Genomic DNA, 21,408 nt, shown 5'->3' on the forward strand with positions numbered 1-21,408 from the left:
GGTCACGTGTCACTGCTGTGGTGCGCCGCGGGCGCGGGCGGCGTTCCGGCTGCTTCGCGCCGCCGGTGCGCGCGCCGTGGTTCATCAGAAGTCGCCCGCCGCGTAGGCACTGCCGAAGTAGAGCAGCGGTGTTCCGCCGGGCCTCGCGGCGAGGTCGAGCACCTCGCCGGTGACGACGAGGTGGTCGCCCGCCTCCTGGACGCTGTGCAGCGCGCAGTCCACGGTGGCCAGGGCGCCGTCGATCCGTACGGTGCCGTGCTCCGACACCGTCCAGCCGACGCCTTCGAACTTGTCGCCCCCGCGTCCGCCGAGCGCGGCGCAGACCTCGCGCTGTTCCTCGGCCAGGACGCTGACGGTGAACCGCCCGGTGTCCGCGACACGTGGCCAGCTGGTCGATGTCTTGCCGACGCACAGCATGACGAGCGGCGGGTCGAGGGAGAGCGAGGCGAAGGACTGGCAGGCCAGGCCCACCGGCCCGCCGTCGGCGTCGACGGAGGCGACGACGGTGATGCCGCTGGCGAACCTGCCGAGCACTTCCCGGAAGGCGGCGGGGGCGACCGCTTCCGTCAGCCGTTCCACTGGTGGCCCCAGAAGCTGTCGGCCGTCATCTCCTTGGCGACCCAGGTGGTGTCGTCCACGAGGCGGCCCTCGGTGCCGTACTCGACCTGGAATCCGCCGGGCGCCTGCGCGTAGAAGGACACCATCAGGTCGTTGGTGTGGCGGCCGAGGGAGGACGCCACCGGGATACCGGCCGCGTGGAGGCGGTCGAGTCCGCGGCCGACGTCGTCGAGCGTGGCCACCTCCACCATGAAGTGCACGATGCCGGGCTCCATCAGCCCCGGGTAGAGACCCAGGCTGTGGTGGCGGGGGTTGCACCCCATGAAGTGCATCCAGTGGACGTCGCGGTCGGCTGCGGCGCCGGGCACGATCGCGGCGGGCAGCCGCATCGAGTCGCGCAGCGTGAAGCCGAGCAGCCCCTCGTAGAAGTCGTACGCCTCCTCCATGGCGGGGGCGGGCAGCACCACATGGCCGAGGCCCAGGTCGCCGGTGATGAAGCGGTTGCCGTACGGCGTGACGGCCGGGGTGTGGTCCTGGGCCTGGCCCCAGAAGATCTCCAGCTGGTTGCCCGCCGGGTCCTGGCAGTGGAACATGCCCTGCACCCGCCGGTCGGCGAGCTCGTCCGGCTTGGCGTCCTCGGTCCCGACTCCGGCCGCGGCGAGCTCCGCGCGGGCGGTGGCCAGCGCGGCGGCGTCGCGTACCTCCCAGCCCGCGGCGAGCAGCCGGTCGGTGGCGCCGCGCTCGATGGTGATGCGGTGCGCGCGGTCGTCGAGGCGCAGCCGCAGGAGGTCCTCGGTCGAGCCGGGCGCTTCGATCATGCCGAGGACGTCGAGTGTGAAGGCCCGCCACTCGTCGAACGCGGCGGTTTCCAGACGCAGATAGCCCAGTGCGCGAATATCCATGAACCCGGTGCCTCTCAGTGCGTGAAGAATCAGTGCGTGAAGAAGTCGACGGCGAGCCGGTTGAACTCGTCGGCCTGTTCGGTCTGCGCCCAGTGGCCGCAGTGCGGGAAGACATGCAGCCGGGCGTCGGGGATCGCCTTCAGCGCCACCAGTGCCCCGTCGAGCGGGTTGGCCCGGTCCTCGCGGCCCCAGGTCAGCAGCGTGGGTGCGGTGATCCGGTGGGCCTCGCGCCACAGCATGGTGTCCTGCTGCCAGGCCGGGTTGGCGAAGGAGGCGGCCATCCGTGCGTTGCCGAGCTTGGTGCTGGGATCGATGGCCTGGGCCCAGCGCTCCTCGATCAGTTCGTCGGTGACGATCGCCGGGTCGTAGGCGAGTGTGGTGAGGAAGGTACGCAGCTGGTCCTTGGTCGGCTCGGCGGCCGCGCTGAACTCGAAGAGCCGCTTGATGCCTTCGGTGGGGTCGGCCGCGAAGAGGTTGAGGGAGATCCCGCCGGGCCCCATCAGGAGCAGCTTGTCCACCTTGTCCGGATGGTTGAGCGCCATCCGGACCGAGGTGCCGCCGCCGAGCGAGTTGCCGATGAAGTGGGCACGGGGTATGCCCAGTTCGTCCATCAGGGCGGCCACGGCGTCCGCGCTGAAGCTGAAGAAGTCCTTGTCGAGTTCGGGCTTGTCGGACGCGCCGAAGCAGGGCTGGTCGACGAGGAGCGTACGGAAGTGCTCGGCGAAGACGGGCAGGTTGCCGCCGAAGTTGGACCAGCCGGAGGCGCCGGGGCCGCCGCCGTGCAGCATGATCACGACGGGTGCGCCGGGGCCGGCCGGGCCCGCCTCGTGGTAGTGGAGGGTGAGTCCGCCGGCTTTGACGGTGCGCGAGGTGGAGGCGTGGTCGATCACAGCATCGTGTCCTGGGGGTCGAGGCCGAGGGCTCCCCGGCCGAAGAGGACGAGCGCGCGCTCGGGGTCGTTGGCGGCGTGGCCGCGGGCGTTGTGGGCGTCGCGCCAGGCCCGCTGGATCGCGTTGTCGCCGGTGCGCATGGCGCTGCCGCCGGCGTTCTCCATCAGCAGGTCGACGGCGGCGACCGCGCGCTCGGTGGCGAGCACCTGGTCGCGGCGGGTGCGGGTGCGCAGCGCGGTCGGCAGGTCATCGCCGCGCTCGGCGCACTCGTACAGGTCCGAGATGTTCCGGACGAGCTGCAGCCAGGAGGCGTCGATCTCGCTGGCGGCGCGGGCGATGCGCACCTGCGCGAAGGGGTCCTCGGAGACCTGCTGCCCGTACGAGACGCGGATCCGCTCGCGGGTGGCGGCGACATAGCTGTCGTACGCGCCTTCGGCGATGCCGATCACCGGGGTGGAGATGGTGGTGGTGAAGACCGACGCGTACGGCAGACGGTAGAGCGGTTCGGGGTTGTGCAGCCGCCCGGGGGCCTCCAGGGCGGTGACGGGTCCGAAGCTCAGGGCGCGGTGGTCGGGGACGTAGGTGTCCTCGATGATGATGTCGTTGCTGCCGCTGCCGCGGAGTCCGACGGTGTCCCAGACGTCGTCGATGCGGTACTCGGTGCGCGGCACCAGGAAGGTGCGCATGTCGACCGGCTTGCCGTCGGCGTCGTAGATGATGCCGCCGAGCAGCGCCCACTCGGCGTGGTCGCAGCCGGAGGAGAAGCGCCAGCGGCCGGAGAGCCGGAAGCCGCCTTCGACGGGGGTGACCTTGCCAGTCGGGGCGTACGAGGAGCAGATACGGACCCGGTTGTCCTCGCCCCACACCTCGTCCTGGGCGCGCCGGTCGTACAGCCCGACGTGCCAGGGGTGGACGCCGACGACGGAGGCGACCCAGCCGGTGGACCCGCAGGCCCTGGCGATCTCTCTGACGGCGCTGTAGAAGACGGCGGGGTGTGCGGCGAAGCCGCCGTAAGCCTTGGGCTGGAGAAGCCGGAAGAAGCCGGTCTCGGCGAGTTCCTTGATGGAGGTGTCCGGCACCCGGCGCAGCGCTTCGGTCTCGGCGGCACGCTGGCGCAGGGTCGGGGCAAGGGCCCGCACCGCGGCGAGAACCTCGTCGGCACTCATGCGCATCCCCTCTCGGTCGTCCTGGATGGATGCGAGGAACCTACGCTTTTACTATTCCGAAACGAAATACCTTCTTCCCGCTGAGCGGGAACCGTGGAAGCCTCACGACATGGCAGAGCAGCCGCCCTCACTGTTGGAGAAGGCCGCGCTGGTGCTGGGTGCGTTCGAAGGCCCGGCACCCCGGCTGACACTCACCGATGTGATGCACCGTTCGGGCCTTCCGCGCTCGTCGGTGCACCGCATCCTCGATCAGCTCGTCCGGCTTCGCTGGCTGGACCGGGAAGGCCGGGACTACCGGCTCGGCATGCGGATGCTGGAGCTGGGCGCCCTGGCCTCGCACCACAACCGGCTGCGCCGGGCGGCCCTGCCGCATCTGCACGCACTGCACGAGTCCACCGGGCATGTGGCGCACCTGGCCGTGCTCGACGGGCCGGAGGTGGTGTATCTGGAACGTATCGGCGGGGCCCAGGACGGTGGGGTGCCCTCGCGGGTGGGCGGCAGGCAGCCGGCGTACTGCACGGGGACCGGCAAGGCGATCCTCGCGTTCAGTGAGGACGCGCTGGTCGCCGAGGCGGTGCGGGCGGGGCTGCGGCCGCGCACGGCCCGGACGATCACCCGGCCGGTGGCGTTCCACCAGGAGCTGGCGCGGATCCGGGAGCGTGGCGTGGCGTTCGACGTCGAGGAGGCGTTCCGGGGGGTGTCGTGCGTGGCGGCGCCGCTGCGGGGGGCGGGCCGGGCGATCGCCTCGGTCTCGCTGTGCGGCAATGGCACGCACCGCGAGCTGGAGCGGCTGGCCCCGGTGGTGCTGGCCACGTCCAGGGCGGTGTGGCGCTCGCTCTTCGGACCGGGGCGCGCGGAGGCCCGTACGCGGACGGCCCCGGCCCCGGCCCCCGCGCCGGCACCGGAGGTGGCGACGCCCATCGACGCGGCCGAGATGGACAACATGATGTCCTGGATGCGGTTCGCCGACTGGATGTGAGGGGGTCTTGAGGGGCGCGGGGCGGGGGTGACGGGTCCGCTGTGGCGGATCGGCCGGCAGCGGGGTGGTAACAGCGGCAGCAGCAGTCAGGAGTAGCTGATGCTGATCCGCTCGGCGGCCGGCAGCGCCTGGCAGGCCAGGACGTAGCCGTCCGCGCGGTCCTCGTCGTCCAGGACGTCGTCGCGGATCACGGTGACTTCCCCTTCGACGACCCGGCAGGCGCAGGCGGCGCAGGAGCCTTCCCGGCAGGAGTACGGGGCGTCGACTCCCGCGGCGAGCAGGGCGTCGAGCAGCGGGGTGGTGGCGCCCCAGGCCACCCGGTGGGTCTCGCCGTCCAGCTCGACCACCGCCTCGGCGGCCTCGCCCTCCGCCCCGGCGGGCTCCGCCGCGGGCGCGGCGAAGACGTCCCCGGTGAGCGAGAAGAACCGTTCCCGGTGGATGGCGGCGGGGGCGGCCCCCGCCGTACGCAGCGCGGTGTCCACCGCGTCCATGAAGGGCGCGGGCCCGCACAGGTACGCGTGGTGGCCCGCGTACGGCTCCAGGAGGCCGGTGAGCCGGTCCGCGGTCGGCAGACCGTCGAGCGCCTCCAGCCAGTGCAGCACGACCAGCCGCCGCGGATGGGCACCGGCCAGCTTCCTGATCTCGTCCCGGAAGATCACCGAGGTCTCGTCGCGGTTGGCGTACAGGAGCACGACGCGCCCCCGGCCCTGGTCGAGGGCGGCCTTGGCCAGCGAGATCACCGGGGTGATGCCGCTGCCCGCGGCGGCCAGCAGCAGATCGCCGTCGAGCGGGCCCGAGCCGAAGGCGCCGGCCGGGGGCAGCACCTCCAGTTCGTCGCCCTCGCCGATGTGGTCGCAGAGCCAGTTGGAGCCGTGGCCGCCCGCCACCCGCTTCACCGTGATCTTCATCGGTTCACCGGAGTGCGGGGAGCTGGCGAGGGAGTAGCACCGTGCGGCCACTCCCCCGTCGGCACCCGGCAGTTTCAGCGTCAGGAACTGGCCCGGCCGGTAGGCGAGCGCGCCGTCGGCCGGGTCGAGCACAAAGGAGCACGCGTCCGCCGTCTCGGCCACCACCGCGGTGACCCGGAGCCGGTGCGTCCGGGCCGCCGGCGTCGGGGGCACTTCAGGCATCGGCCACCGCCAGCCGCCCGTCCCCGACGGCCCGGTCGATGCTGTCGCGCAGGGCCGCGCAGGTACGCATCGGGTCCTGGTACTCGGCGCAGACGGCCGAGGCGTCGGCCGTCCACTGTACGGAGGTGTGGGCCATGGAGAACTTCTCGCACAGGACCTGGTTGCCGCAGGCCGCGCACTCGACCGGTGTCATGTCAGCCCTCGCTCCGGTGACGCGCCACGTTCTCGTCGACCTCGCGCTGCCACGCGGCGGTGGCCCTGGAGGTGTCGATCTCGAACTCGAAGCGCTGGGTCATCTCGTCCTTGACGTCGTCGGTGTCCACATAGAACTGCTCGTACCAGCGGCGCAGTTGGTAGACGGGACCGTCCTCCTCGGAGAGGAGGGGGTTGTCGATGCGGGTCTTGTTCTTCCAGATGTGCACGTCCTGCTCGAAGCCGACGGCCAGGCCGTCCGACGTGAGCCGGGCGGCTTCGGCGGCCTGCTCGTCCGTCATACCGGGCATCTTCTTGACGATCGCCCCGTACATCAGCAGGAAGCTGTCGGAGTCGATCGGATAGTGACAGTTGATCAGCACGCTCTCCATGTCCACGTCCGCGCCGACGTCGCTCCACATGTAGTCGATCATGTAGGAGGGGCCGTGGTACGAGGCGTCGGAGCGGAGCACGCCCTCGGTGCTGAGGGTGCCGAGGTCGACGTCGCCGCGGGGCGAACTCTCCATGTACTGGGTGGCGGTGTGGCCTTCGAAGACGTTCTTGAAGTACGTCGGGAAGCAGTAGTGCACATAGAAGAAGTGCGCCATGTCGACGACGTTGTCCACGATCTCCCGGCAGTTTGAGTTCTCCACCCGCAGGACGTTCCAGCTCCAGTCGCTCCACTCGTCGCTGAAGGCCCCTTCGATGCGCGGGATGGTGACGCCGGGCGGCGGCGGGTTGCCCTCGGGGTCGTTCCAGACGAAGAGCTGCTTGTTCTCCTCCACGGTGGTCCAGGCCCGGGTGCGGGCCCGGGGCGGCACCCGGCGTGCGTAGGGGATCCCCGCGCAGCGGCCGTTGCCCGACCAGCGCCAGTCGTGGAAGGGGCAGGCGACGGCGTCGCCCTTGACCGTGCCCTGGGCGAGGTTGCCGCCCATGTGCGGGCAGTACGCGTTGAGTACGTGCAGTTCGCCGTCTTCCTGGCCCTGGAAGACCACGAGCCGGGTGCCGAACGCCTCGATCTCGTGCGGCTGCCCGTCCTTGAAGGAGTCGGCCAGGCCGAGGCAGTGCCAGCCCCGTGCGAAGCGGGTGGGCGGCGCGGCCGCCTCAATGACGCGGACTTCTTCGCTTGCTGCGGTCATCTTGTGCCTCCTTGGTGGTGGTGACGCATCGGGGCGGGCTCCGCGGGGGATCCGGCTCAGTGGCCGGCCGAGAGTTCGAGCGCGATGTCGATGAGCTGGTCCTCCTGACCGCCGACGAGCTTGCGCTCCCCCGCGCGCAGCAGGATCTCGGCGCCGGACACGCCGTACCGGTCGGCCTGGCGGTAGGCGTGCTTGAGGAAGCTGGAGTAGACCCCCGCGTGCCCCATCAGCAGGGCGAGCCGGTCGAGCCGGCACTCGTCGTCCATCACGGGGCGGACGGCGTCCTCGGCCGCGTCGATGATCTTGAGTACGTCGATGCCGGTACGGATGCCCATCTTGGCGCAGACGGCGACGAGGGCCTCCACCGCCGTGTTGCCGGCTCCGGCTCCGAGCCGCCGTGTCGACCCGTCGATCTGGAGGGCGCCGGCCCGGATCGCGGCGATCGAGTTCCCGGTGCCGAGTGCGAGGTTCTCGTGGCCGTGGAATCCGACCTGGGCGTCGTCGCCGAGTTCGGCGACGAGGGCGGCGACCCGGTCGGTCACGTCGTCCATGACCATGGCGCCGGCCGAGTCGACCACGTACACGCACTGGCAGCCGGCGTCGGCCATGATGCGGCCCTGCCCGGCCAGCGCCTCGGGGGTGGTGGAGTGCGCCATCATCAGGAAGCCGACGGTCTCCAGGCCCATCTCGCGGGCCAGCCCGAAGTGCTGGACGGAGATGTCCGCCTCGGTGCAGTGGGTGGCGATGCGGCAGATGGCGGCGCCGTTGCCGTGGGCGGCGCGGATGTCGTCCTTGACGCCGAGCCCGGGAAGCATCAGGAAGGCGATCCGGGCCTGGTCGGCCGTCTCCACCGCGGTCTTGATGAGGTCCTGTTCGGGGGTGTGGGAGAAACCGTAGTTGAAGGAGGAGCCGCCGAGTCCGTCGCCGTGCGTGACCTCGATGACCGGGACCCCGGCGCCGTCGAGTGCGGCGACGATGGACCGTACGTGCTCCACCGTGAACCGGTGGCGCATGGCGTGTGATCCGTCGCGCAGCGAGGAGTCGGTGACGCGGATGTCGAGCGTGTCCGAGTAGGGCATCTGGTACTCCTGCTTCTGGTTGCTTCTCAGCGGCTCAGCGGCCGGGCGCGAGGAGCGCCTTGGCGAACTCCTCGCCGACCTTGGTGGCGGCGGCGGTCATGATGTCGAGGTTCCCGGCGTACGGCGGGAGGTAGTCGCCCGCGCCCTCCACTTCGAGGAAGACCGCGACGCGGGCCATGCCGCCGCTGTCCGGGGTGGGGTCGTCGAACTGCGGCTCGGAGCGCAGCCGGTAGCCCGGCACGTACGAGGCGACGTCCTCGGCGACCTGTTTGACGGAGAGGGCGATGGCGTCGCGGTCGGCGTCCTCGGGGATGGCGCAGAAGACGGTGTCCCGCATGATCACGGGCGGGTCGGCCGGGTTCAGGATGATGATGGCCTTGCCGCGCTCGGCGCCGCCGATGTCCTCGATCCCGCGGGCGGTGGTCCGGGTGAACTCGTCGATGTTGGCGCGGGTTCCCGGTCCCGCCGACACGGAGGCGACGGACGCCACGATCTCCGCGTACCGGACGGGAACGATCCGCGAGACGGCGTACACCATCGGGATCGTGGCCTGGCCGCCGCACGTGATCATGTTGACGTTCGGCTGGTCCAGGTGGGCGCGCAGGTTCGCGGGCGGCACCACGGCCGGGCCGACCGCGGCCGGGGTGAGGTCGATGGCGCGGATGCCGAGTTCGGCGTAGCGGGGGGCGTTGGCCCGGTGCACGGCGGCGGAGGTCGCCTCGAAGACGAGGTCGGGCCGCTCGTCGCCGTCGAGGAGCGGCCCGACTCCGTCGGGGCGGGCTTCGATGCCCGCCGCGCGGGCGCGGGCGAGCCCCTCGCTGGCCGGATCGACACCGATCATCCAGCGGGGCTCGATGTACGGGGACCGCTGGAGCTTGTACAGCAGGTCGGTCCCGATGTTGCCGGAGCCGACGATGGCGGCGGTCGCCTTGGTCCTGTTGGTCATCATCACCTCAGATGAAGGAGAGCGAGACCGGGCCGAGCCCGGTGAAATCGGCGGTGTAGGTCTGGCCTGCCTCGACGTCGACGGCCCTGGTGCACGAGCCGGGCAGCACCAGATGGCCCTTCTTCAGCGGGACGCCGAAGCGGGCCACGGTGCGGGCCAGCCAGGCGACGGACGCGGCGGGGTCACCGAGCACGGCGTCGCTGCGGCCCGCGGCGATCTGCTGGTCACCGCGGCGCAGTACGGCGTCGATGGCCTTGAGGTCCAGTTCGCTCGGGTCGCGGCCGTCGCCGGTGACGTATCCGGCGGACGAGGCGTTGTCGGCGACGGTGTCGGCGATGGTGATGCGCCAGTCGGCGATCCGGCTGTCGATCAGCTCGATGGCGGGGACGACGCGTTCGGTGGCAGCGAGTACGTCCGCCGTGGTGCAGCCGTCGCCGGGCAGGTCGTCGCCCAGGACGAAGCCGACTTCGACCTCGATCCGCGGGGCGCAGTACCGGCCGACGGGAACCGGCCGGTCCTGGTCGAGCCGCATGTCGTCCAGGAGATGGCCGTAGTCGGGCTCGTCGACGCCCATCATGCGCTGCATGACGGGCGAGGACAGCCCGACCTTGTGGCCGTGCACAGCGGCCCCGCCCGCGACTCTGCGGCCGATGCCGAGCAGCTGGATCTCGTAGGCGTCCTCGGTGCCGATTCCCGGGAACAGCTCGGTCAGCGGGGCGATGGGCCGCCGGTCGCGCTCGGCCGCGCCGAGCGCGTCGGCGGCGGTATGCCGTTCACTGGCCGTCAGCATGGGCGGTCCTCCGCAAGGGTGGTGGGACTGGTGTGGTCGGACTGGTGTGGTCGGACTGGTGTGGTCGGACTGGTGTGGTCGGACTTCGAGGGGTGTTCGAGGTATTCGAGGCGGCCGCGGCCGGACTGCCGGGGCCGGAAGGGGCCGGCCGGACCAGGGCGTCCGCACAGGGGTGTCAGACACAAGGGCGCCGGGACCACGAGTGGGTCGGCACCGGTGGTGGGACTGTCCGCCGAGGCTAGGCCGCGGTGCCCGGCGGGGCCGAGCGGCTGCTCCCGCTGAGTGGGAAACCCGCCCGGTTCTCTCGGTGGAGCCGGGCGGCGGGCGCGGGCGGGCGCGGCGGTGTTCGTGCAGGCAGGCAGGTGTATGGGCGCCGGGCGGGAGGGCGGGCGGGGTGCGGTGGAGCGGGGCCGGAGCCGGGCCGTGCGACAACCCGGGCGGACGCATCTCCCCCGGAGAGCTGATCCGCTGCTACCTTCCCGACCAGCATCCGTCCGCCGCACCGGCCGGAGCAGCGCTTACGCCTGTTCACCCCCGTGCCGGTGGCCGCCGGCCACCGCTGCCCGAAGGGGACGTCACCGTCCTCCGGCGGGTGCGGCCCGCCGCAGGGCCTCCGGACGCCCCGCGTCCCTCCGGGGCCACTGCCCACAGCCGTACGGCCCGGCCGTACCGCTGCGGCACCGGACGGACCCCCGCATGTCACCCCGCCCCCGCCCCCTGGGAGTTGTACCGATGCGCCGTACCCGAAACCCGTACCCTCACCGGAACCGGGCCATGACCCGCGCCGCCGCCGCCGTACTCAGCACGGCCCTGGTGCTCACCGGGTGTTCCCAAGGCTCCAGTTCCTCGCACTCCCCGCGCTCCTCGCACCAGGACACCACCGCACCCGCCACCACCGGCTCGGGTGCCACGTCACCCGCCGCCGGGCACATCGCGCTCAAGGGCGCGGTCAACGTCCGTGACCTGGGCGGATACCGGACAGCTGACGGCAAACAGCTGCGCTACGGCGTCGTGTTCCGCGGTGACGCCCTCGGCAAGCTCACACCGGCGGACCTCACCACGGTGTCGAAGCTCGGGCTCAAGTCGGTGGTCGACTTCCGGCTGCCGCTCGAAGTCAGGACCGACGGCGCCGACCGGCTCCCGAAAGGCGCATCGCCCGTCCCGCTGCCGATCGACGACACCGGGCTGTACGAGCGGACGACGGCGGCCATCGGCAGCCGTGACCCCGCAGAGCAGCAGAAGGCGCTGGGCGACGGCAAGGGCGCGGAGACGATGCGGCGGATCTACCGCACGTTCGTCACCGAAGCGGGGGCCCGCCACCAGTTCGCCCGGGTGCTGGACACCATCGCCGACGGCAAGGGACTGCCGCTGCTCTTCCACTGCACGTCCGGCAAGGACCGTACCGGCTGGATGAGTTACGTCCTGCTGCGCGCGGTGGGGGTGCCGGCCGGGACGGCCGAGGCGGACTATCTGCTCTCCAACGACGTCCGCAGGACCGCCGACCTCAGGACCCGCGAAGGTCTGAAGAAGTCGGGGGTGATGCGCGACCCTCAGCTGATCGTGCCGCTCCAGGAGGTCAGCAAGGACTATCTCGGCGCCGCGCTCGCCGAGGCCACCCAGCGGTACGGCAGCTTCGACGGCTATCTCTCGAAGGGGCTCGGCCTGGACGCCGGGACGCTGCACAAGCTCCGCGCGCGGCTGCTCAAGTAGCGGCCGCCGGGCCCGCGCGCCGCCCGGCCCCCGGCGCCCCAGGCCATCAGGCCCTGACCGTCAGGCCCTGACCCTAAGGCCCGACCGTCAGGCCCTGGCCACCAAGCCCTGGCCGTCAGATCCCGGCCGTCAGGCCCTGGCCTCCTTCGGCAGGCCGAGCACCCGCTCCGCGATGATGTTGCGCTGGATCTCGTTCGACCCGGCGTAGATGGTGTCGGCGCGGGAGAAGAGGAACAGGCGCTGCCAGTCCCCGAGGTCGTACGGTGCGCCGTCCGCCAGCATGCCGCCGGCGCCGCAGACGTCCATCGCCAGCTCGCCGAGCTCCCGGTGCCAGGTCGCCCAGTAGATCTTGCCGATGGACGCCTCGGGCCCGGGAGCCCCGGCGGCGGCGCCGTCGAGCATCCGCAGCGCGTTGAAGCGGATGATCTCAAGGCCGGTCCAGGCGCGGGCGAGCCGGTCGCGGACGAGGGGGTCGTCCGCTGCTCCGTTGCTGCGCGCCAGGGCGATCAGCGCCTCCAGCTCGCGCCGGAATCCGACCTGCTGGCCGAGGGTGGAGACGCCGCGCTCGAAGCCGAGGGTGGCCATGGCCACCTGCCAGCCTTCGCCGGGTTCGCCCACGACGTTCTCCGCGCCGGTGCGGGCCCCGTCGAAGAAGACCTCGTTGAACTCACTGGTGCCGGTCAGCTGGGTGATCGGCCTGACCTCGATCCCCGGCTGGTCCATCGGCACCAGCAGATAGGACAGGCCGTCGTGGCGGCGCGTGCCCTCCCCGGTGCGGGCGACCACGAAGCACCACTGGGACTCGTGGGCCAGCGAGGTCCAGGTCTTCTGCCCGGTGACCGACCAGCCGTCCGCGTCCCGCTCGGCGCGGGTACGGACGTTGGCCAGGTCGGAGCCCGCCTCGGGTTCGCTGTAGCCCTGGCACCACAGCTCGTCGACGGACCTGATGCCGGGGAGGAAGCGGGCGCGCTGTCCCTCCGTGCCGAAGGCGATGAGGGTGGGGCCGAGGAGCTGTTCGCCGATGTGCCCCACCCGGGCCGGCGCGTCGGCGAGTGCGTACTCCTCGTGGAGGGCGACCTGCTCCTCCAGGGTCGCGCCGCGTCCGCCGTACTCCTGCGGCCAGCCGACGCAGGTCCAGCCCGCCGCGGCCATGTGCCGTTCCCAGGCGAGGCGTTCGGCGAAAGCCTCGTGCTCCCGGCCGGGACCGCCGCGGCCCCTGAGCGCGGCGAACTCTCCGGTGAGCGCGGACCGCAGCCATGTACGGAACTCGGAGCGGAACTTCTCGGTACTGCTCATGACACCTGCACCTGCCAAACGATCGCTGGGGAGAGGGGGGCCGGACACGGCTGTTGCCCGGCCCGTCCGGTGGGCGGGCCGGGTGCCGCCCCGGGGTCAGCCAAGACGCCCGGCACCGGCCCCGCGCGGTCCGACCACCGCGTCGGCCAGCCGGTCGCGGTGTCCGGCCGGTGAGCCGAAGAGCTGGGCCGAGCCGTGGGCCCGCTTGAAGTAGCGGTGGGCGTCGTGCTCCCAGGTGATGCCGATACCGCCGTGGAGCTGGATCATGTCCCCGGCCAGCGCCGAGAACGCCTCGGAGCAGGCGGACTTGGCGACCGCCGCGTACCTGGGCAGGTCCGGCGAGCCGTCAGCCGCCGCCCAGGAGGCGCCCAGAGCCGCGGAACGCGCGGACTCGACCCGTACGAAGGCGTCGGCGAGCCGGTGCTTGACGGCCTGGAACGAGCCGATCGGGCGGCCGAACTGCACCCGGTCGCGCACATGGGCGACGGTGAGCTCCAGACAGCGCTCCGCCGCGCCCACCTGTTCCGCGGCGAGAGCCGTACAAGCCAGGTCTCTTACCTGTGCGATGACCCGGTCGCCGTCCGCGCCGACGGGGCGGGCCTCTGCCCCGTCGAAGGTCAGCGTCGCCTGCGGTCTGGTCAGATCCATGGTGGTGTGCGCCTCGCGGCTGACCCCGCCGGCCCCGGAGGGGACGTGGAACAGCGCGAGTCCGGCTTCGGTGCGGGCGACGACCAGCAGTACATCGGCGCTCTCACCGTCGCCTTCGGCCGCGCCGTCCAGGACATGGTCCTTGACCCCGCTGATCCGCCAGCCGCCTGGACCGCGCACGGCGTGCGCCCTTATCGCCTCGGGCAGCCAGGACCCGTTCTCCGCCCAGGCGAGCGCCCCGGTGCTGCCGCCGTCCGCCAGGGCGGGCAGCAGCTCCGTGTCGCCCGCGGCCAGCAGTGCCTGGGTGGCCAGGACCGCGGAACCCAGATACGGCACCGGGGCCAGCACCCGGCCCAGCTCCTCCATGACCACATGGACCTCGACGGGGCCGCATCCCGCTCCGCCGTACTCCTCGGGAACGGCGAGCCCGGCCGCCCCTATCTGCTGCGTCAGCGGCCCCCACGCGGCGGTCCCCTCGTGCCGCGCCAGCAGCGACCGTACGGCCGTGCGCAGCTCCTGGTGCTCCTCGCCGAATCTCATCGGCTCTCTCCTTCTGGTTCTTCCTGGCGGGTCCGCTCTCCTGCGTGCCGTGCGGCGCCGGGTGCGGCCGGTCGGCCGTTCCCGGCTTCCTGGGTGTCCTCCTGTGCGGCGCGCCGCAGTTCGGCCTTGAGGATCTTTCCGCTCGCGTTGCGCGGCAGCTCGGGGACGACGTGGAAGCGGCGCGGGACCTTGAAGTTGGCGAGCCGCTCCCGGGTCCAGGCGGTGAGTTCGGCCGGGTCGGGGCGCTGCCCGTTCTCGGTGACGAGATAGGCGACGCCGACCTCGCCGAGCCGTTCGTCGGGGGCGCCGACCACCGCGGCCTCGGTGATGAGTTCATGGCCGCGCAGCACGTTCTCGACCTCGGCCGGGTAGGCGTTGAAGCCGCCGACGACGTACATGTCCTTGAGCCGGTCGGTGATCGAGAGGTAGCCGCGTTCGTCGAGTACGCCGATGTCGCCGGTGCAGAGCCAGCCGTCGCCGTCCAGGATGCGGGCGGTGGCCTGCGGGTCGTCGAGGTATCCGAGCATGACCTGCGGGCCGCGTACGGCGATCTCCCCGGCGGTGCCCGGGGGCAGTGCGCCGGCGGACGGGCCGCCGGGACCGACGACGCGGATCTCGGTTCCGGGCAGCGGAAGGCCGACGGTGTGCGAGACGCTCCAGGCGTCGGCGTCGACGGGGCAGACGGCGACGACGCCCATGCACTCGGTGAGCCCGTAGGCGGTGAACACGCCCGGTATGCCGAGCCGTTCGCGGATCTCGTCGACGAGCGCGACCGGGACGACGGCGGCCCCGGTGCCCGCCAGGCGCAGCGCGCCGAGGTCGTGGTCGGCGAGACGCGGATGGCGGACGAGGCCGTGGAAGACGGTCGGCGGGGCGAGGAGCACGCTGATCCGCTCGTCCGCGATTCTGCGCAGCACCCGGTCCACGTCGTAGACCGCTTCGGGGAACATGGCGACGCCGCGCAGCAGGCAGGCGACGAAGCCGGCCTTGTAGCCGAAGGTGTGGAAGAAGGGGTTGAGCAGGAGGTACCGGTCGCCGGGGCGCAGGGTGACGGCCTTGGACCACTCCTCGATCCCGGCGAGCACCTGCCGGTGGGTGCTCATGACGCCCTTGGGGCGGCCGGTGGTGCCGGAGGTGTAGAGGATGTCCGCGAGGTCGTCGGGGCGGACGGCTGCGGCGCGGGCCGAGCGCCTGGCCTCGGAGACCTCTCGGCCGCGCGCGAGACAGTCGTCCCAGCTCAGCGCGGTTCCGGTCGCGTCGCCGCGGAGTACGACGACGGAGGTGAGAGCACCGAGGTCCTCTCCCGATCCGTGCAGCATGGCCACGTAGTCGATGCCGAGGAAGCCGCGTTCGGTGAGCAGGGTGCGGGCGCCGCTGCGGCGGATGATGTCGGCGGCCTCGGCTGCCTTGTACCGGGTGTTGAGGGGGACGAGCACGGCGCCCGCGGCGAGTGCGCCGAGGGCGGCCGTGAGCCATTCGCGGCTGTTGGAGGCCCACAGCGCCACCCGGTCGCCCGGCTCCACGCCGTGGGCGATGACGGCGCGTGCCGCGGCGTGGACCGCGTCACTCAGCTGTCCGAAATTCCAGCGGACCTCACCGTCGGCGAGGGCGTCCAGGCCCTCGTACGCGTGGGCCGCGAAGTCCGTCAGCTGCGCGAGGGTGGTGGGCGGTGGCACCTGGTGTGCGCTGATGATGACCCTCCCTACTTGACGTGCGAGCGTGGCCGGTATCCAATCACACGTGTTTCGGTTAGGCATATACCTAGTAGGAACATTGGAGGCAGCATGCCGACCCTCACCCCTCGGTCCACCCCGGAATTCGACGCGTCCATGCGGGAGGCGCTCAGCAGTTTCTGTACCGGGGTCGCGGTCATCACCGCGATCCAGAATGACGGACGCCCCGCCGGAATGGCGGTCCAGTCCTTCTCAGCGGTATCGCTGGAGCCGCCGCTGATCTGCTTCTGCCCGGCCCTCACCTCGACGACCTGGCCGCACATCCGCGGAGCCGGCCGCTTCGCGGTGAACATCCTCGCCGCCGAACAGCAGTCGCTGTGCCGGCAGTTCGCGGTGACCGGCAAGGAGAAGTTCCAGGACGTGGGCTGGCACCCCGGCAGCAACGGCGCACCGCTGCTCGACGGGGCGCTGGCCACCGTCGAGTGCGATCTCGCGGGCACGTTCCCCGGCGGCGACCATCTGATCGCGCTCGGCCGGGTCACCGCGCTGGAGCGGCACGGCGACGCCGGGCCGCTGCTGTACTTCCGGCGGGGCTACGGCCGCCTGCGCTCCAGTTCCTCCAGGTCGGCGAGCATCGAGTCGGCCAGGTCGCGCTCCGACGCGTAGTACCGCTCGGCCCACTTGAGGGTGAGCGTGGGGTACGCCCACGCCTCCTCGTCCCGCGCCCCGGCGATGTCGACCTCGGCGCGCTGCCGCATCTTCTCCGCGTACTCGCGGTGGGCGCCGAGGACATCGCGCATCTGCTGGGCCTCCAGCAGATGGCCGAGCCAGATCCGCAGCATGACACCGTGCTTGAGCACCGGCGGCTCGACGGGCGCCTCGCGCGCCCAGGCCCGCACGGCGTCCATTCCGTCAGCGGTGATCGCGTAGATGCGCTTGTCCCGGTTGCCGGTCTCCTGGGCGACCATCCGGGAGGTCACATAGCCGACCTTCTCCAGCCGCTTGAGCTCCCCGTAGATCTGCGAGAACGACGGGCTCCAGTAGAAGAACCTCAGCGACCAGTCCGACCACTTCTTGAGGTCGTACCCGGACAGCTCCTCACCGAAGGAGAGCAGCCCGAGCACGGCCCAGCTGGTCGCAGGAAGCACCGGCCTGCCGGACTCGGTGTCCTGCCGACCGCCCTGCCCGGCGCCCTGTTCGCTGCTCGTCCGCTTCTCCGCCACGCCCCGCAGTCTACGGTCCGGCCACGCCCGGACCGACCGCGGCGGCCCGCTCCACCCCTGCCCCGCACCCATCCCTTCCACCCGCCCCTTCCGTCTGTCAGCTATGCCTGATAGAAGTATTCCTAATCGAAATACTCCGGAGGCATCCAGTGAAGTTCTCCATGATCTTCGAGGCACAGCTCTCGAACCCGACCCCAGAGCGCGAACGCCAGGTCATCAACGACTGCGTCGAACAGGCCGTGTACGCGGAGGAGATGGGCTTCGACCGGATCTGGGCCGTCGAGCACCACTCGCTCTCGCAGTACGCGCACATGAGCGCGTCCGAGATCTTCCTCACCTGGGTCGCCGCACGGACCTCGCGCATCCGCATCGGCCACGGCGTCGTCACCATGCCCTTCGGCTACCAGCACCCGGTCCGGGTCGCCGAGCGCGCGGCCATGCTCGACGTGCTCTCCGGCGGGCGCGTCGACATCGGCTCGGGACGCGGCGCCACGAAGCAGGAGATGTCCATGTACGGGGTGCGCCCCGACGACACCTACCCGCAGATGGAGGAGGCGCTGCGGATCTTCTCGGCCGCCTGGCGCGAGGAGCAGTTCGAGTGGCACGGCTCCATCGACATCGGCCCCGGCGCCATCCTGCCCCGGCCCGTGCAGGACCCGCATCCGCCCCTCTTCATGGCCTGCAGCAAGCACGACACCCTCAAGCTCGCCGCCGAACTGGGCATCGGCGCCCTGGTGATGGGCTTCGCCGGGGCCGACGACGTCCGTGCTATGCGCGCGGTGTACGACGAGGCAATCGCCACCAGGAGCGGCGAGCGCTGTGTGTCGACCGAGGTCAACAACCACTTCTCGGCGCTCTGCCCGACGATCGTCCTCGACGACGCGGAGCGCGCGCTGCGCATCGGCACCCGGGGCCAGCGCTTCTTCGCCGAGTCCATCGCCCACTGGTACGGGAACTCGCCCGCCCCCACCGGGGAGGACGAGGACGAGGACCATGTGGCGGTGATGGCCCGCGACCGGGACGAACTGGTCGCCAGGCTGCACGACGCCAACATCCCGGCCCGCCCGGTCGACACCGGCACTTACAACGCGGACCACGCCTACGGCACCGCCGGCACCGCGATCGCCTATGTCGAGAAGCTGCGGCAGATCGGGGTGGACGAGGTGATGTGCCTCATCCAGATGGGCACCGTGCCGCAGGAGGCGTGCATGGAGACCATCCGCCAGTGGGGCGAGACGGTCATCCCGCACTTCCGGGCGCTGGAGGGCGAGAAGTGAGCGCCCGCCCGGCCGCGGACGCGGCATCTGCGGCGGCGGACGGCGTACGGCTGGACGGCAAGGTGGCACTGATCACCGGCGCAGGCCGGGGCCAGGGGGCCGTCGAGGCACGGCTGTTCGCCGCTTCCGGCGCACGGATCGTGATCACCGACGTACGGGAGGAGGAAGGCCGCGAGGTCGCCGCCGGCCTCGGCGACGCCGCGGTGTTCGTCCCGCACGATGTGACGGACGCGGCGAGCTGGGAGACGGCGGTCGCGACAGCCGTGGCGAGCTTCGGGCGGCTGGACGTCCTCGTCAACAACGCGGCCCTGTGGCGCACGGCCCCGGTCGACGCCGAGACGCAGGAGAATTTCGAGCTGCTGTTCCGCGTCAATCTGCTGGGCCCCTTCCTGGGTATCAAGGCAGCGCTCCCCGCTCTGCGGAACGCGGGCGGCGGGTCGATCGTCAACATCTCGTCCACCGCGGGCCTGGTGGGGATCGCCCAGCACGCGGCCTACGGATCAAGCAAGTTCGGGCTGCGCGGACTCAGCAAGCACGTCGCGCTGGATCTCGCGGCCGACGGCATCCGGGTCAACTCGGTGCACCCCGGCATGGTCGACACCCCGATGGTCGCCGGGGCGCTGGGCGAGGACGCAGGACAGCGGGAGCACCCGCGGGTGCCGCTGCGGCGCATGGGGCGGCCGGACGAGATCGCCGAACTGGTCCGCTTCCTGGCCTCCGACGCCTCCTCGTACATCACCGGCGCGGAATTCACCGTCGACGGGGGGCTGACCACCGGATGACTCTCACCCCGGCCGCACGCCGCTTCGCCGACGCGCTGTCCCACGGATTCCCCGACCCGGCGGACGGCCCGCTGGACGTGTCCGCCCTGCGCAGAGCCACCTCTGCGGGACCGGTGCGCGGGCTCCCCGAGATCGCGCGGGTGAGCGACGCCTCCGTACCGGGGCCGCCGGGCGCCCCGCCCGTACCCGTACGGATCTACGAACCCGACCCGCACGGCGCGGACGGGGACCGGCCGCTCATCGTCTTCTGCCACGGCGGCGGCTGGGTGATGTGCGGCCTCGACACCCATGACGGGCTCTGCCGCGAACTGGCCGCACGCACCGGCGCGCTGGTGGTGTCGGTCGACTACCGGCGCGCACCGGAGCACCGGTTCCCCTGTGCGCTGCTCGACGCGTACGCCGTCACCGGCTGGGCGGCCGGGCGCGCCCGTGAGCTGCGCTGCGACCCGTCCCGGCTGGTCGTCGCAGGCGACTCCAGCGGCGGGAACCTGGCGGCGGCCGTCGCCCTGATGGCACGGGACACCGACGGGCCCGGCATCGCCGCCCAGCTCCTGGCCTACCCGGTGCTCGACGACCGCCTGGAGACGGCTTCGGCCGCCGACTACGCCACCGGGTTCTTCCAGACCACCGCCCATATCCGCTGGTACTGGGAGCAGTACATCGGGCCGGACGGCGACGGCGCCGACCCGTACGCCGCTCCGGTACGCGCGGGCGACCTGGGCGGGCTGCCCCCGGCCCTGCTGATCCTCCCCGAGTGCGACCCGCTGCGCGACGAGGGGCTGGCCTACGCGGACCGGCTGCGCGAGGCGGGCGTCGCCGCCGAAGCGCGGGTGGAGCGGGGGATGTTCCACGGCTTCCTGGGCGGTGCAGGTGTGCTCCCTGAGGCGGACGCGGCGCTCGGCGCGGCGGCCCGGTGGCTGCTGGACGTGTGACGGCGCGCGACCGCCGCGCCGCCCCCTCGCGAACGCGGAGGGTGCGGCGCGGCGGAGCCGGGGGCGACAGGTGACTCAGGGGCGCGGACCGATGGGCTTCTGCCCGTCGAGGACCGTGATGGCCATCGCCGGACAGATGTCCGCGGCGTCCAGGGCCCGTTCGTCCTCGGCGATCTCGCTGTTGAGCGCGCGGGCCCGGTCGTGGTCGAGGGCGAAGAGGTCGGGGGCGGCTCCCGCGCACATCCCCGACGCCATGCACTGGTGGCGGTCCACCTCCACATGCCAGGTCATCGGCTCACCACCCCACCGGCATGACACGGGGGCCGCGGACCAGCATCTCGCCCTTCCAGACGATGTCGCCCGCCAGCCGGAGATCGGGGAACCGGGCGGTGAGCGCGCCGAGCGCCTCCTGGAGTTCGAGCCGGGCGAGCGGAGCGCCGAGGCAGTGGTGGACTCCATGGCCGAAACCGAGATGCTGGTTGGACGCCCGCGAGAGATCCAGCTTGCCCGGGGCCGAGAAACGCAGTGCGTCCCGGTTGGCCGCGCCCACCGCGACGAGGACGGGAGAACCGGCGCGTACGAGAGTGCCGCCGACCTCGATGTCCTCCTTGGCGTACCGGGGCTGGCCGGCGCCGCTGCCCAGCGGGACGAAGCGGAGCAGTTCCTCCACCGCGCTGTCGATGAGGCCCGGTTCGGCCCCCAGCCGCTGCCACTCCCCCGGGTGGTCGAGGAGGGTGTGGACGAAGTTGGGGATCTGGCTCGCTGTGGTCTCGTGCCCGGCGACCAGGATGCCCACGCAGAGGTCGACCAGTTCGATCTCGGACAGCCGGTCCCCGCCGTCCCTGGCCTCGATCAGCGCCGTCATCAGGTCGTCACGCGGCTCGGCGCGGTGCTGGGCGATCAACCCGGCCATATAGGCGCGGAGTTCCTCACGGTTGGCCTCGAACTCCTCGGCCGTCAGCGAGCTCGTGGAGAGCGCAGCATCGCTCCAGACACGGAACTGCGGCCGGTCCCCCTCCGGTACGCCCAGCATCCGGCAGATCACGGCGACCGGGATCGGCAGCGCGTACTCCTCGACCAGGTCGACCGGCGGCCCCGCGGCCTCCATCCGGTCCAGCAGCCCCGCGGTCAGCTCCCGGACCTGGGGGCGCAGCTTCTCCACCTGGCGGACGGTGAACGCCTTGGCGACCAGCGAGCGCAGCCGGGTGTGGTCGGGCGGGTCCATGCCCAGGATGCCGCTGTCCCTGCGGCCCTCGCCCTGGCGGGGTTCGTCGTGCTTGTACCCCTCGGCCCGGCTGAAGCGCAGGTCGCCGAGGACCAGGCGGGCCTCCTCGTAACGGGTGACGAGCCAGGCCGGTTCGCCGTAGGCCATCCGGACCCGCAGCAGCCCGGGGCGGTTGCGTACCTGTTCGTACTCCTCGGCCAGGGCCAGGCCCTCGGCCGTGTTGAAGGGATAGGCGAGAGGTTCCGTGCCGGCTGTGGTCACACTGCTCTCCTCGTTTGTAAGCACCTGCTTACAAACGGTAGGCGGGCGGCAGGGCACCGTCAACGGCGGT

22 protein-coding genes are annotated in these 21,408 nt (G+C 71.8%); 6 read left to right on the plus strand and 16 right to left on the minus strand.

From position 1 onward, the window contains the following. Window positions 1-84: 84 nt before the first annotated feature. From G3I19_RS06045 to hsaA, 4 genes are read right to left on the minus strand one after another with little or no spacing between them, the layout of a single operon-like run. On the minus strand, window positions 85-579 hold the full coding sequence (locus G3I19_RS06045) for a flavin reductase family protein (protein ID WP_164260265.1): 495 nt from the start codon (window positions 577-579) through the stop codon (window positions 85-87). Then, a complete protein-coding gene (locus G3I19_RS06050) occupies window positions 567-1,460 on the minus strand; it encodes a VOC family protein (protein WP_164260267.1) in 894 nt (297 codons plus the stop codon). The genes G3I19_RS06045 and G3I19_RS06050 overlap by 13 nt, the downstream gene beginning before the upstream one ends. A gap of 29 nt (window positions 1,461-1,489) precedes the next feature. Then, window positions 1,490-2,350 (minus strand): 4,5:9,10-diseco-3-hydroxy-5,9,17-trioxoandrosta-1(10),2-diene-4-oate hydrolase, encoded by an 861-nt coding sequence (gene hsaD, locus G3I19_RS06055; protein ID WP_343234999.1) that lies wholly within the window; start codon window positions 2,348-2,350, stop codon window positions 1,490-1,492. Then, window positions 2,347-3,522, minus strand: coding sequence for a 3-hydroxy-9,10-secoandrosta-1,3,5(10)-triene-9,17-dione monooxygenase oxygenase subunit (gene hsaA / locus G3I19_RS06060; RefSeq protein ID WP_203599228.1), 1,176 nt, complete (start codon window positions 3,520-3,522; stop codon window positions 2,347-2,349). Before hsaA ends, hsaD begins: the two co-directional genes overlap by 4 nt. 103 nt (window positions 3,523-3,625) lie before the next feature. Between hsaA and G3I19_RS06065 the strand changes: the two genes are divergently transcribed. Continuing rightward, on the plus strand, window positions 3,626-4,495 hold the full coding sequence (locus tag G3I19_RS06065; protein ID WP_164260270.1) for an IclR family transcriptional regulator: 870 nt from the start codon (window positions 3,626-3,628) through the stop codon (window positions 4,493-4,495). Between the two features lie 86 nt (window positions 4,496-4,581). On the opposite strand, the gene G3I19_RS06070 is transcribed toward G3I19_RS06065, so the two are convergent. Genes G3I19_RS06070 through G3I19_RS06095 form a run of 6 tightly spaced genes read right to left on the minus strand, consistent with a single transcriptional unit; the run spans window position 4,582 to window position 9,771 of the window. After that, entirely contained in the window at window positions 4,582-5,625 is a 1,044-nt protein-coding gene (locus G3I19_RS06070; RefSeq protein ID WP_164260272.1) for a ferredoxin--NADP reductase, read from the minus strand. Beyond that, complete coding sequence (locus G3I19_RS06075) at window positions 5,618-5,818, minus strand: hypothetical protein (RefSeq protein WP_164260274.1); 201 nt, start codon at window positions 5,816-5,818, stop codon at window positions 5,618-5,620. The genes G3I19_RS06070 and G3I19_RS06075 overlap by 8 nt, the downstream gene beginning before the upstream one ends. Window position 5,819: 1 nt before the next feature. Next, window positions 5,820-6,956 (minus strand): Rieske 2Fe-2S domain-containing protein, encoded by a 1,137-nt coding sequence (locus G3I19_RS06080; RefSeq protein ID WP_164260276.1) that lies wholly within the window; start codon window positions 6,954-6,956, stop codon window positions 5,820-5,822. Between the two features lie 56 nt (window positions 6,957-7,012). Continuing rightward, the gene (dmpG, locus tag G3I19_RS06085) at window positions 7,013-8,035 is read right to left on the minus strand and encodes a 4-hydroxy-2-oxovalerate aldolase (protein WP_164260278.1); all 1,023 of its coding nucleotides are present in this window, start codon (window positions 8,033-8,035) and stop codon (window positions 7,013-7,015) included. 34 nt (window positions 8,036-8,069) lie between these two features. Continuing rightward, window positions 8,070-8,981 carry an acetaldehyde dehydrogenase (acetylating) gene (locus G3I19_RS06090; protein WP_164260281.1) on the minus strand — a complete coding sequence of 304 codons (912 nt, stop codon included), beginning with the start codon at window positions 8,979-8,981 and terminating at the stop codon, window positions 8,070-8,072. Between the two features lie 7 nt (window positions 8,982-8,988). Beyond that, window positions 8,989-9,771, minus strand: coding sequence for a 2-keto-4-pentenoate hydratase (locus tag G3I19_RS06095; RefSeq protein WP_164260283.1), 783 nt, complete (start codon window positions 9,769-9,771; stop codon window positions 8,989-8,991). A gap of 774 nt (window positions 9,772-10,545) precedes the next feature. Between G3I19_RS06095 and G3I19_RS06100 the strand changes: the two genes are divergently transcribed. Further along, the gene (locus G3I19_RS06100; RefSeq protein WP_164260285.1) at window positions 10,546-11,481 is read left to right on the plus strand and encodes a tyrosine-protein phosphatase; all 936 of its coding nucleotides are present in this window, start codon (window positions 10,546-10,548) and stop codon (window positions 11,479-11,481) included. Between the two features lie 129 nt (window positions 11,482-11,610). On the opposite strand, the gene G3I19_RS06105 is transcribed toward G3I19_RS06100, so the two are convergent. From G3I19_RS06105 to G3I19_RS06115, 3 genes are all read right to left on the minus strand, one after another. Then, on the minus strand, window positions 11,611-12,777 hold the full coding sequence (locus tag G3I19_RS06105; RefSeq protein WP_164260287.1) for an acyl-CoA dehydrogenase family protein: 1,167 nt from the start codon (window positions 12,775-12,777) through the stop codon (window positions 11,611-11,613). Window positions 12,778-12,873: 96 nt separating this feature from the next. Continuing rightward, window positions 12,874-13,965 carry an acyl-CoA dehydrogenase family protein gene (locus tag G3I19_RS06110; RefSeq protein ID WP_164260289.1) on the minus strand — a complete coding sequence of 364 codons (1,092 nt, stop codon included), beginning with the start codon at window positions 13,963-13,965 and terminating at the stop codon, window positions 12,874-12,876. Continuing rightward, window positions 13,962-15,641 carry a FadD3 family acyl-CoA ligase gene (locus G3I19_RS06115; RefSeq protein ID WP_343235000.1) on the minus strand — a complete coding sequence of 560 codons (1,680 nt, stop codon included), beginning with the start codon at window positions 15,639-15,641 and terminating at the stop codon, window positions 13,962-13,964. The genes G3I19_RS06110 and G3I19_RS06115 overlap by 4 nt, the downstream gene beginning before the upstream one ends. Window positions 15,642-15,749: 108 nt before the next feature. Between G3I19_RS06115 and G3I19_RS06120 the strand changes: the two genes are divergently transcribed. Then, a complete protein-coding gene (locus G3I19_RS06120; protein WP_164260293.1) occupies window positions 15,750-16,304 on the plus strand; it encodes a flavin reductase family protein in 555 nt (184 codons plus the stop codon). On the opposite strand, the gene G3I19_RS06125 is transcribed toward G3I19_RS06120, so the two are convergent. After that, a complete protein-coding gene (locus G3I19_RS06125; RefSeq protein ID WP_343235004.1) occupies window positions 16,232-16,786 on the minus strand; it encodes a PadR family transcriptional regulator in 555 nt (184 codons plus the stop codon). The genes G3I19_RS06120 and G3I19_RS06125 overlap by 73 nt on opposite strands. Window positions 16,787-17,010: 224 nt before the next feature. Between G3I19_RS06125 and G3I19_RS06130 the strand changes: the two genes are divergently transcribed. Genes G3I19_RS06130 through G3I19_RS06140 form a run of 3 tightly spaced genes read left to right on the plus strand, consistent with a single transcriptional unit; the run spans window position 17,011 to window position 19,852 of the window. Further along, a complete protein-coding gene (locus G3I19_RS06130; protein ID WP_164260295.1) occupies window positions 17,011-18,138 on the plus strand; it encodes an LLM class flavin-dependent oxidoreductase in 1,128 nt (375 codons plus the stop codon). After that, window positions 18,135-18,920 (plus strand): glucose 1-dehydrogenase, encoded by a 786-nt coding sequence (locus G3I19_RS06135; RefSeq protein WP_343235001.1) that lies wholly within the window; start codon window positions 18,135-18,137, stop codon window positions 18,918-18,920. Before G3I19_RS06130 ends, G3I19_RS06135 begins: the two co-directional genes overlap by 4 nt. Then, window positions 18,917-19,852 (plus strand): alpha/beta hydrolase, encoded by a 936-nt coding sequence (locus G3I19_RS06140; RefSeq protein ID WP_164260297.1) that lies wholly within the window; start codon window positions 18,917-18,919, stop codon window positions 19,850-19,852. Before G3I19_RS06135 ends, G3I19_RS06140 begins: the two co-directional genes overlap by 4 nt. A gap of 75 nt (window positions 19,853-19,927) precedes the next feature. On the opposite strand, the gene G3I19_RS06145 is transcribed toward G3I19_RS06140, so the two are convergent. Continuing rightward, entirely contained in the window at window positions 19,928-20,143 is a 216-nt protein-coding gene (locus G3I19_RS06145; protein ID WP_164260299.1) for a ferredoxin, read from the minus strand. A gap of 4 nt (window positions 20,144-20,147) precedes the next feature. After that, window positions 20,148-21,338 (minus strand): cytochrome P450, encoded by a 1,191-nt coding sequence (locus tag G3I19_RS06150; RefSeq protein ID WP_164260301.1) that lies wholly within the window; start codon window positions 21,336-21,338, stop codon window positions 20,148-20,150. Between the last annotated feature and the right edge of the window lie 70 nt (window positions 21,339-21,408).

This window comes from Streptomyces sp. SID10853 (genome assembly GCF_010548145.1).
Taxonomy (GTDB): Bacteria; Actinomycetota; Actinomycetes; order Streptomycetales; family Streptomycetaceae; genus Streptomyces.

What these genes read in the sequence shown, in the direction of transcription:
- G3I19_RS06050 (WP_164260267.1), bottom strand. Translation starts at nt 1,460, where the DNA reads ATGGATATTCGCGCACTGGGCTATCTGCGTCTGGAAACCGCCGCGTTC.
- hsaA (WP_203599228.1), bottom strand. Translation starts at nt 3,522, where the DNA reads ATGCGCATGAGTGCCGACGAGGTTCTCGCCGCGGTGCGGGCCCTTGCC.
- G3I19_RS06065 (WP_164260270.1), top strand. Translation starts at nt 3,626, where the DNA reads ATGGCAGAGCAGCCGCCCTCACTGTTGGAGAAGGCCGCGCTGGTGCTG.
- G3I19_RS06070 (WP_164260272.1), bottom strand. Translation starts at nt 5,625, where the DNA reads ATGCCTGAAGTGCCCCCGACGCCGGCGGCCCGGACGCACCGGCTCCGG.
- G3I19_RS06075 (WP_164260274.1), bottom strand. Translation starts at nt 5,818, where the DNA reads ATGACACCGGTCGAGTGCGCGGCCTGCGGCAACCAGGTCCTGTGCGAG.
- G3I19_RS06080 (WP_164260276.1), bottom strand. Translation starts at nt 6,956, where the DNA reads ATGACCGCAGCAAGCGAAGAAGTCCGCGTCATTGAGGCGGCCGCGCCG.
- dmpG (WP_164260278.1), bottom strand. Translation starts at nt 8,035, where the DNA reads ATGCCCTACTCGGACACGCTCGACATCCGCGTCACCGACTCCTCGCTG.
- G3I19_RS06090 (WP_164260281.1), bottom strand. Translation starts at nt 8,981, where the DNA reads ATGACCAACAGGACCAAGGCGACCGCCGCCATCGTCGGCTCCGGCAAC.
- G3I19_RS06095 (WP_164260283.1), bottom strand. Translation starts at nt 9,771, where the DNA reads ATGCTGACGGCCAGTGAACGGCATACCGCCGCCGACGCGCTCGGCGCG.
- G3I19_RS06100 (WP_164260285.1), top strand. Translation starts at nt 10,546, where the DNA reads ATGACCCGCGCCGCCGCCGCCGTACTCAGCACGGCCCTGGTGCTCACC.
- G3I19_RS06105 (WP_164260287.1), bottom strand. Translation starts at nt 12,777, where the DNA reads ATGAGCAGTACCGAGAAGTTCCGCTCCGAGTTCCGTACATGGCTGCGG.
- G3I19_RS06110 (WP_164260289.1), bottom strand. Translation starts at nt 13,965, where the DNA reads ATGAGATTCGGCGAGGAGCACCAGGAGCTGCGCACGGCCGTACGGTCG.
- G3I19_RS06120 (WP_164260293.1), top strand. Translation starts at nt 15,750, where the DNA reads ATGCCGACCCTCACCCCTCGGTCCACCCCGGAATTCGACGCGTCCATG.
- G3I19_RS06140 (WP_164260297.1), top strand. Translation starts at nt 18,917, where the DNA reads ATGACTCTCACCCCGGCCGCACGCCGCTTCGCCGACGCGCTGTCCCAC.
- G3I19_RS06145 (WP_164260299.1), bottom strand. Translation starts at nt 20,143, where the DNA reads ATGACCTGGCATGTGGAGGTGGACCGCCACCAGTGCATGGCGTCGGGG.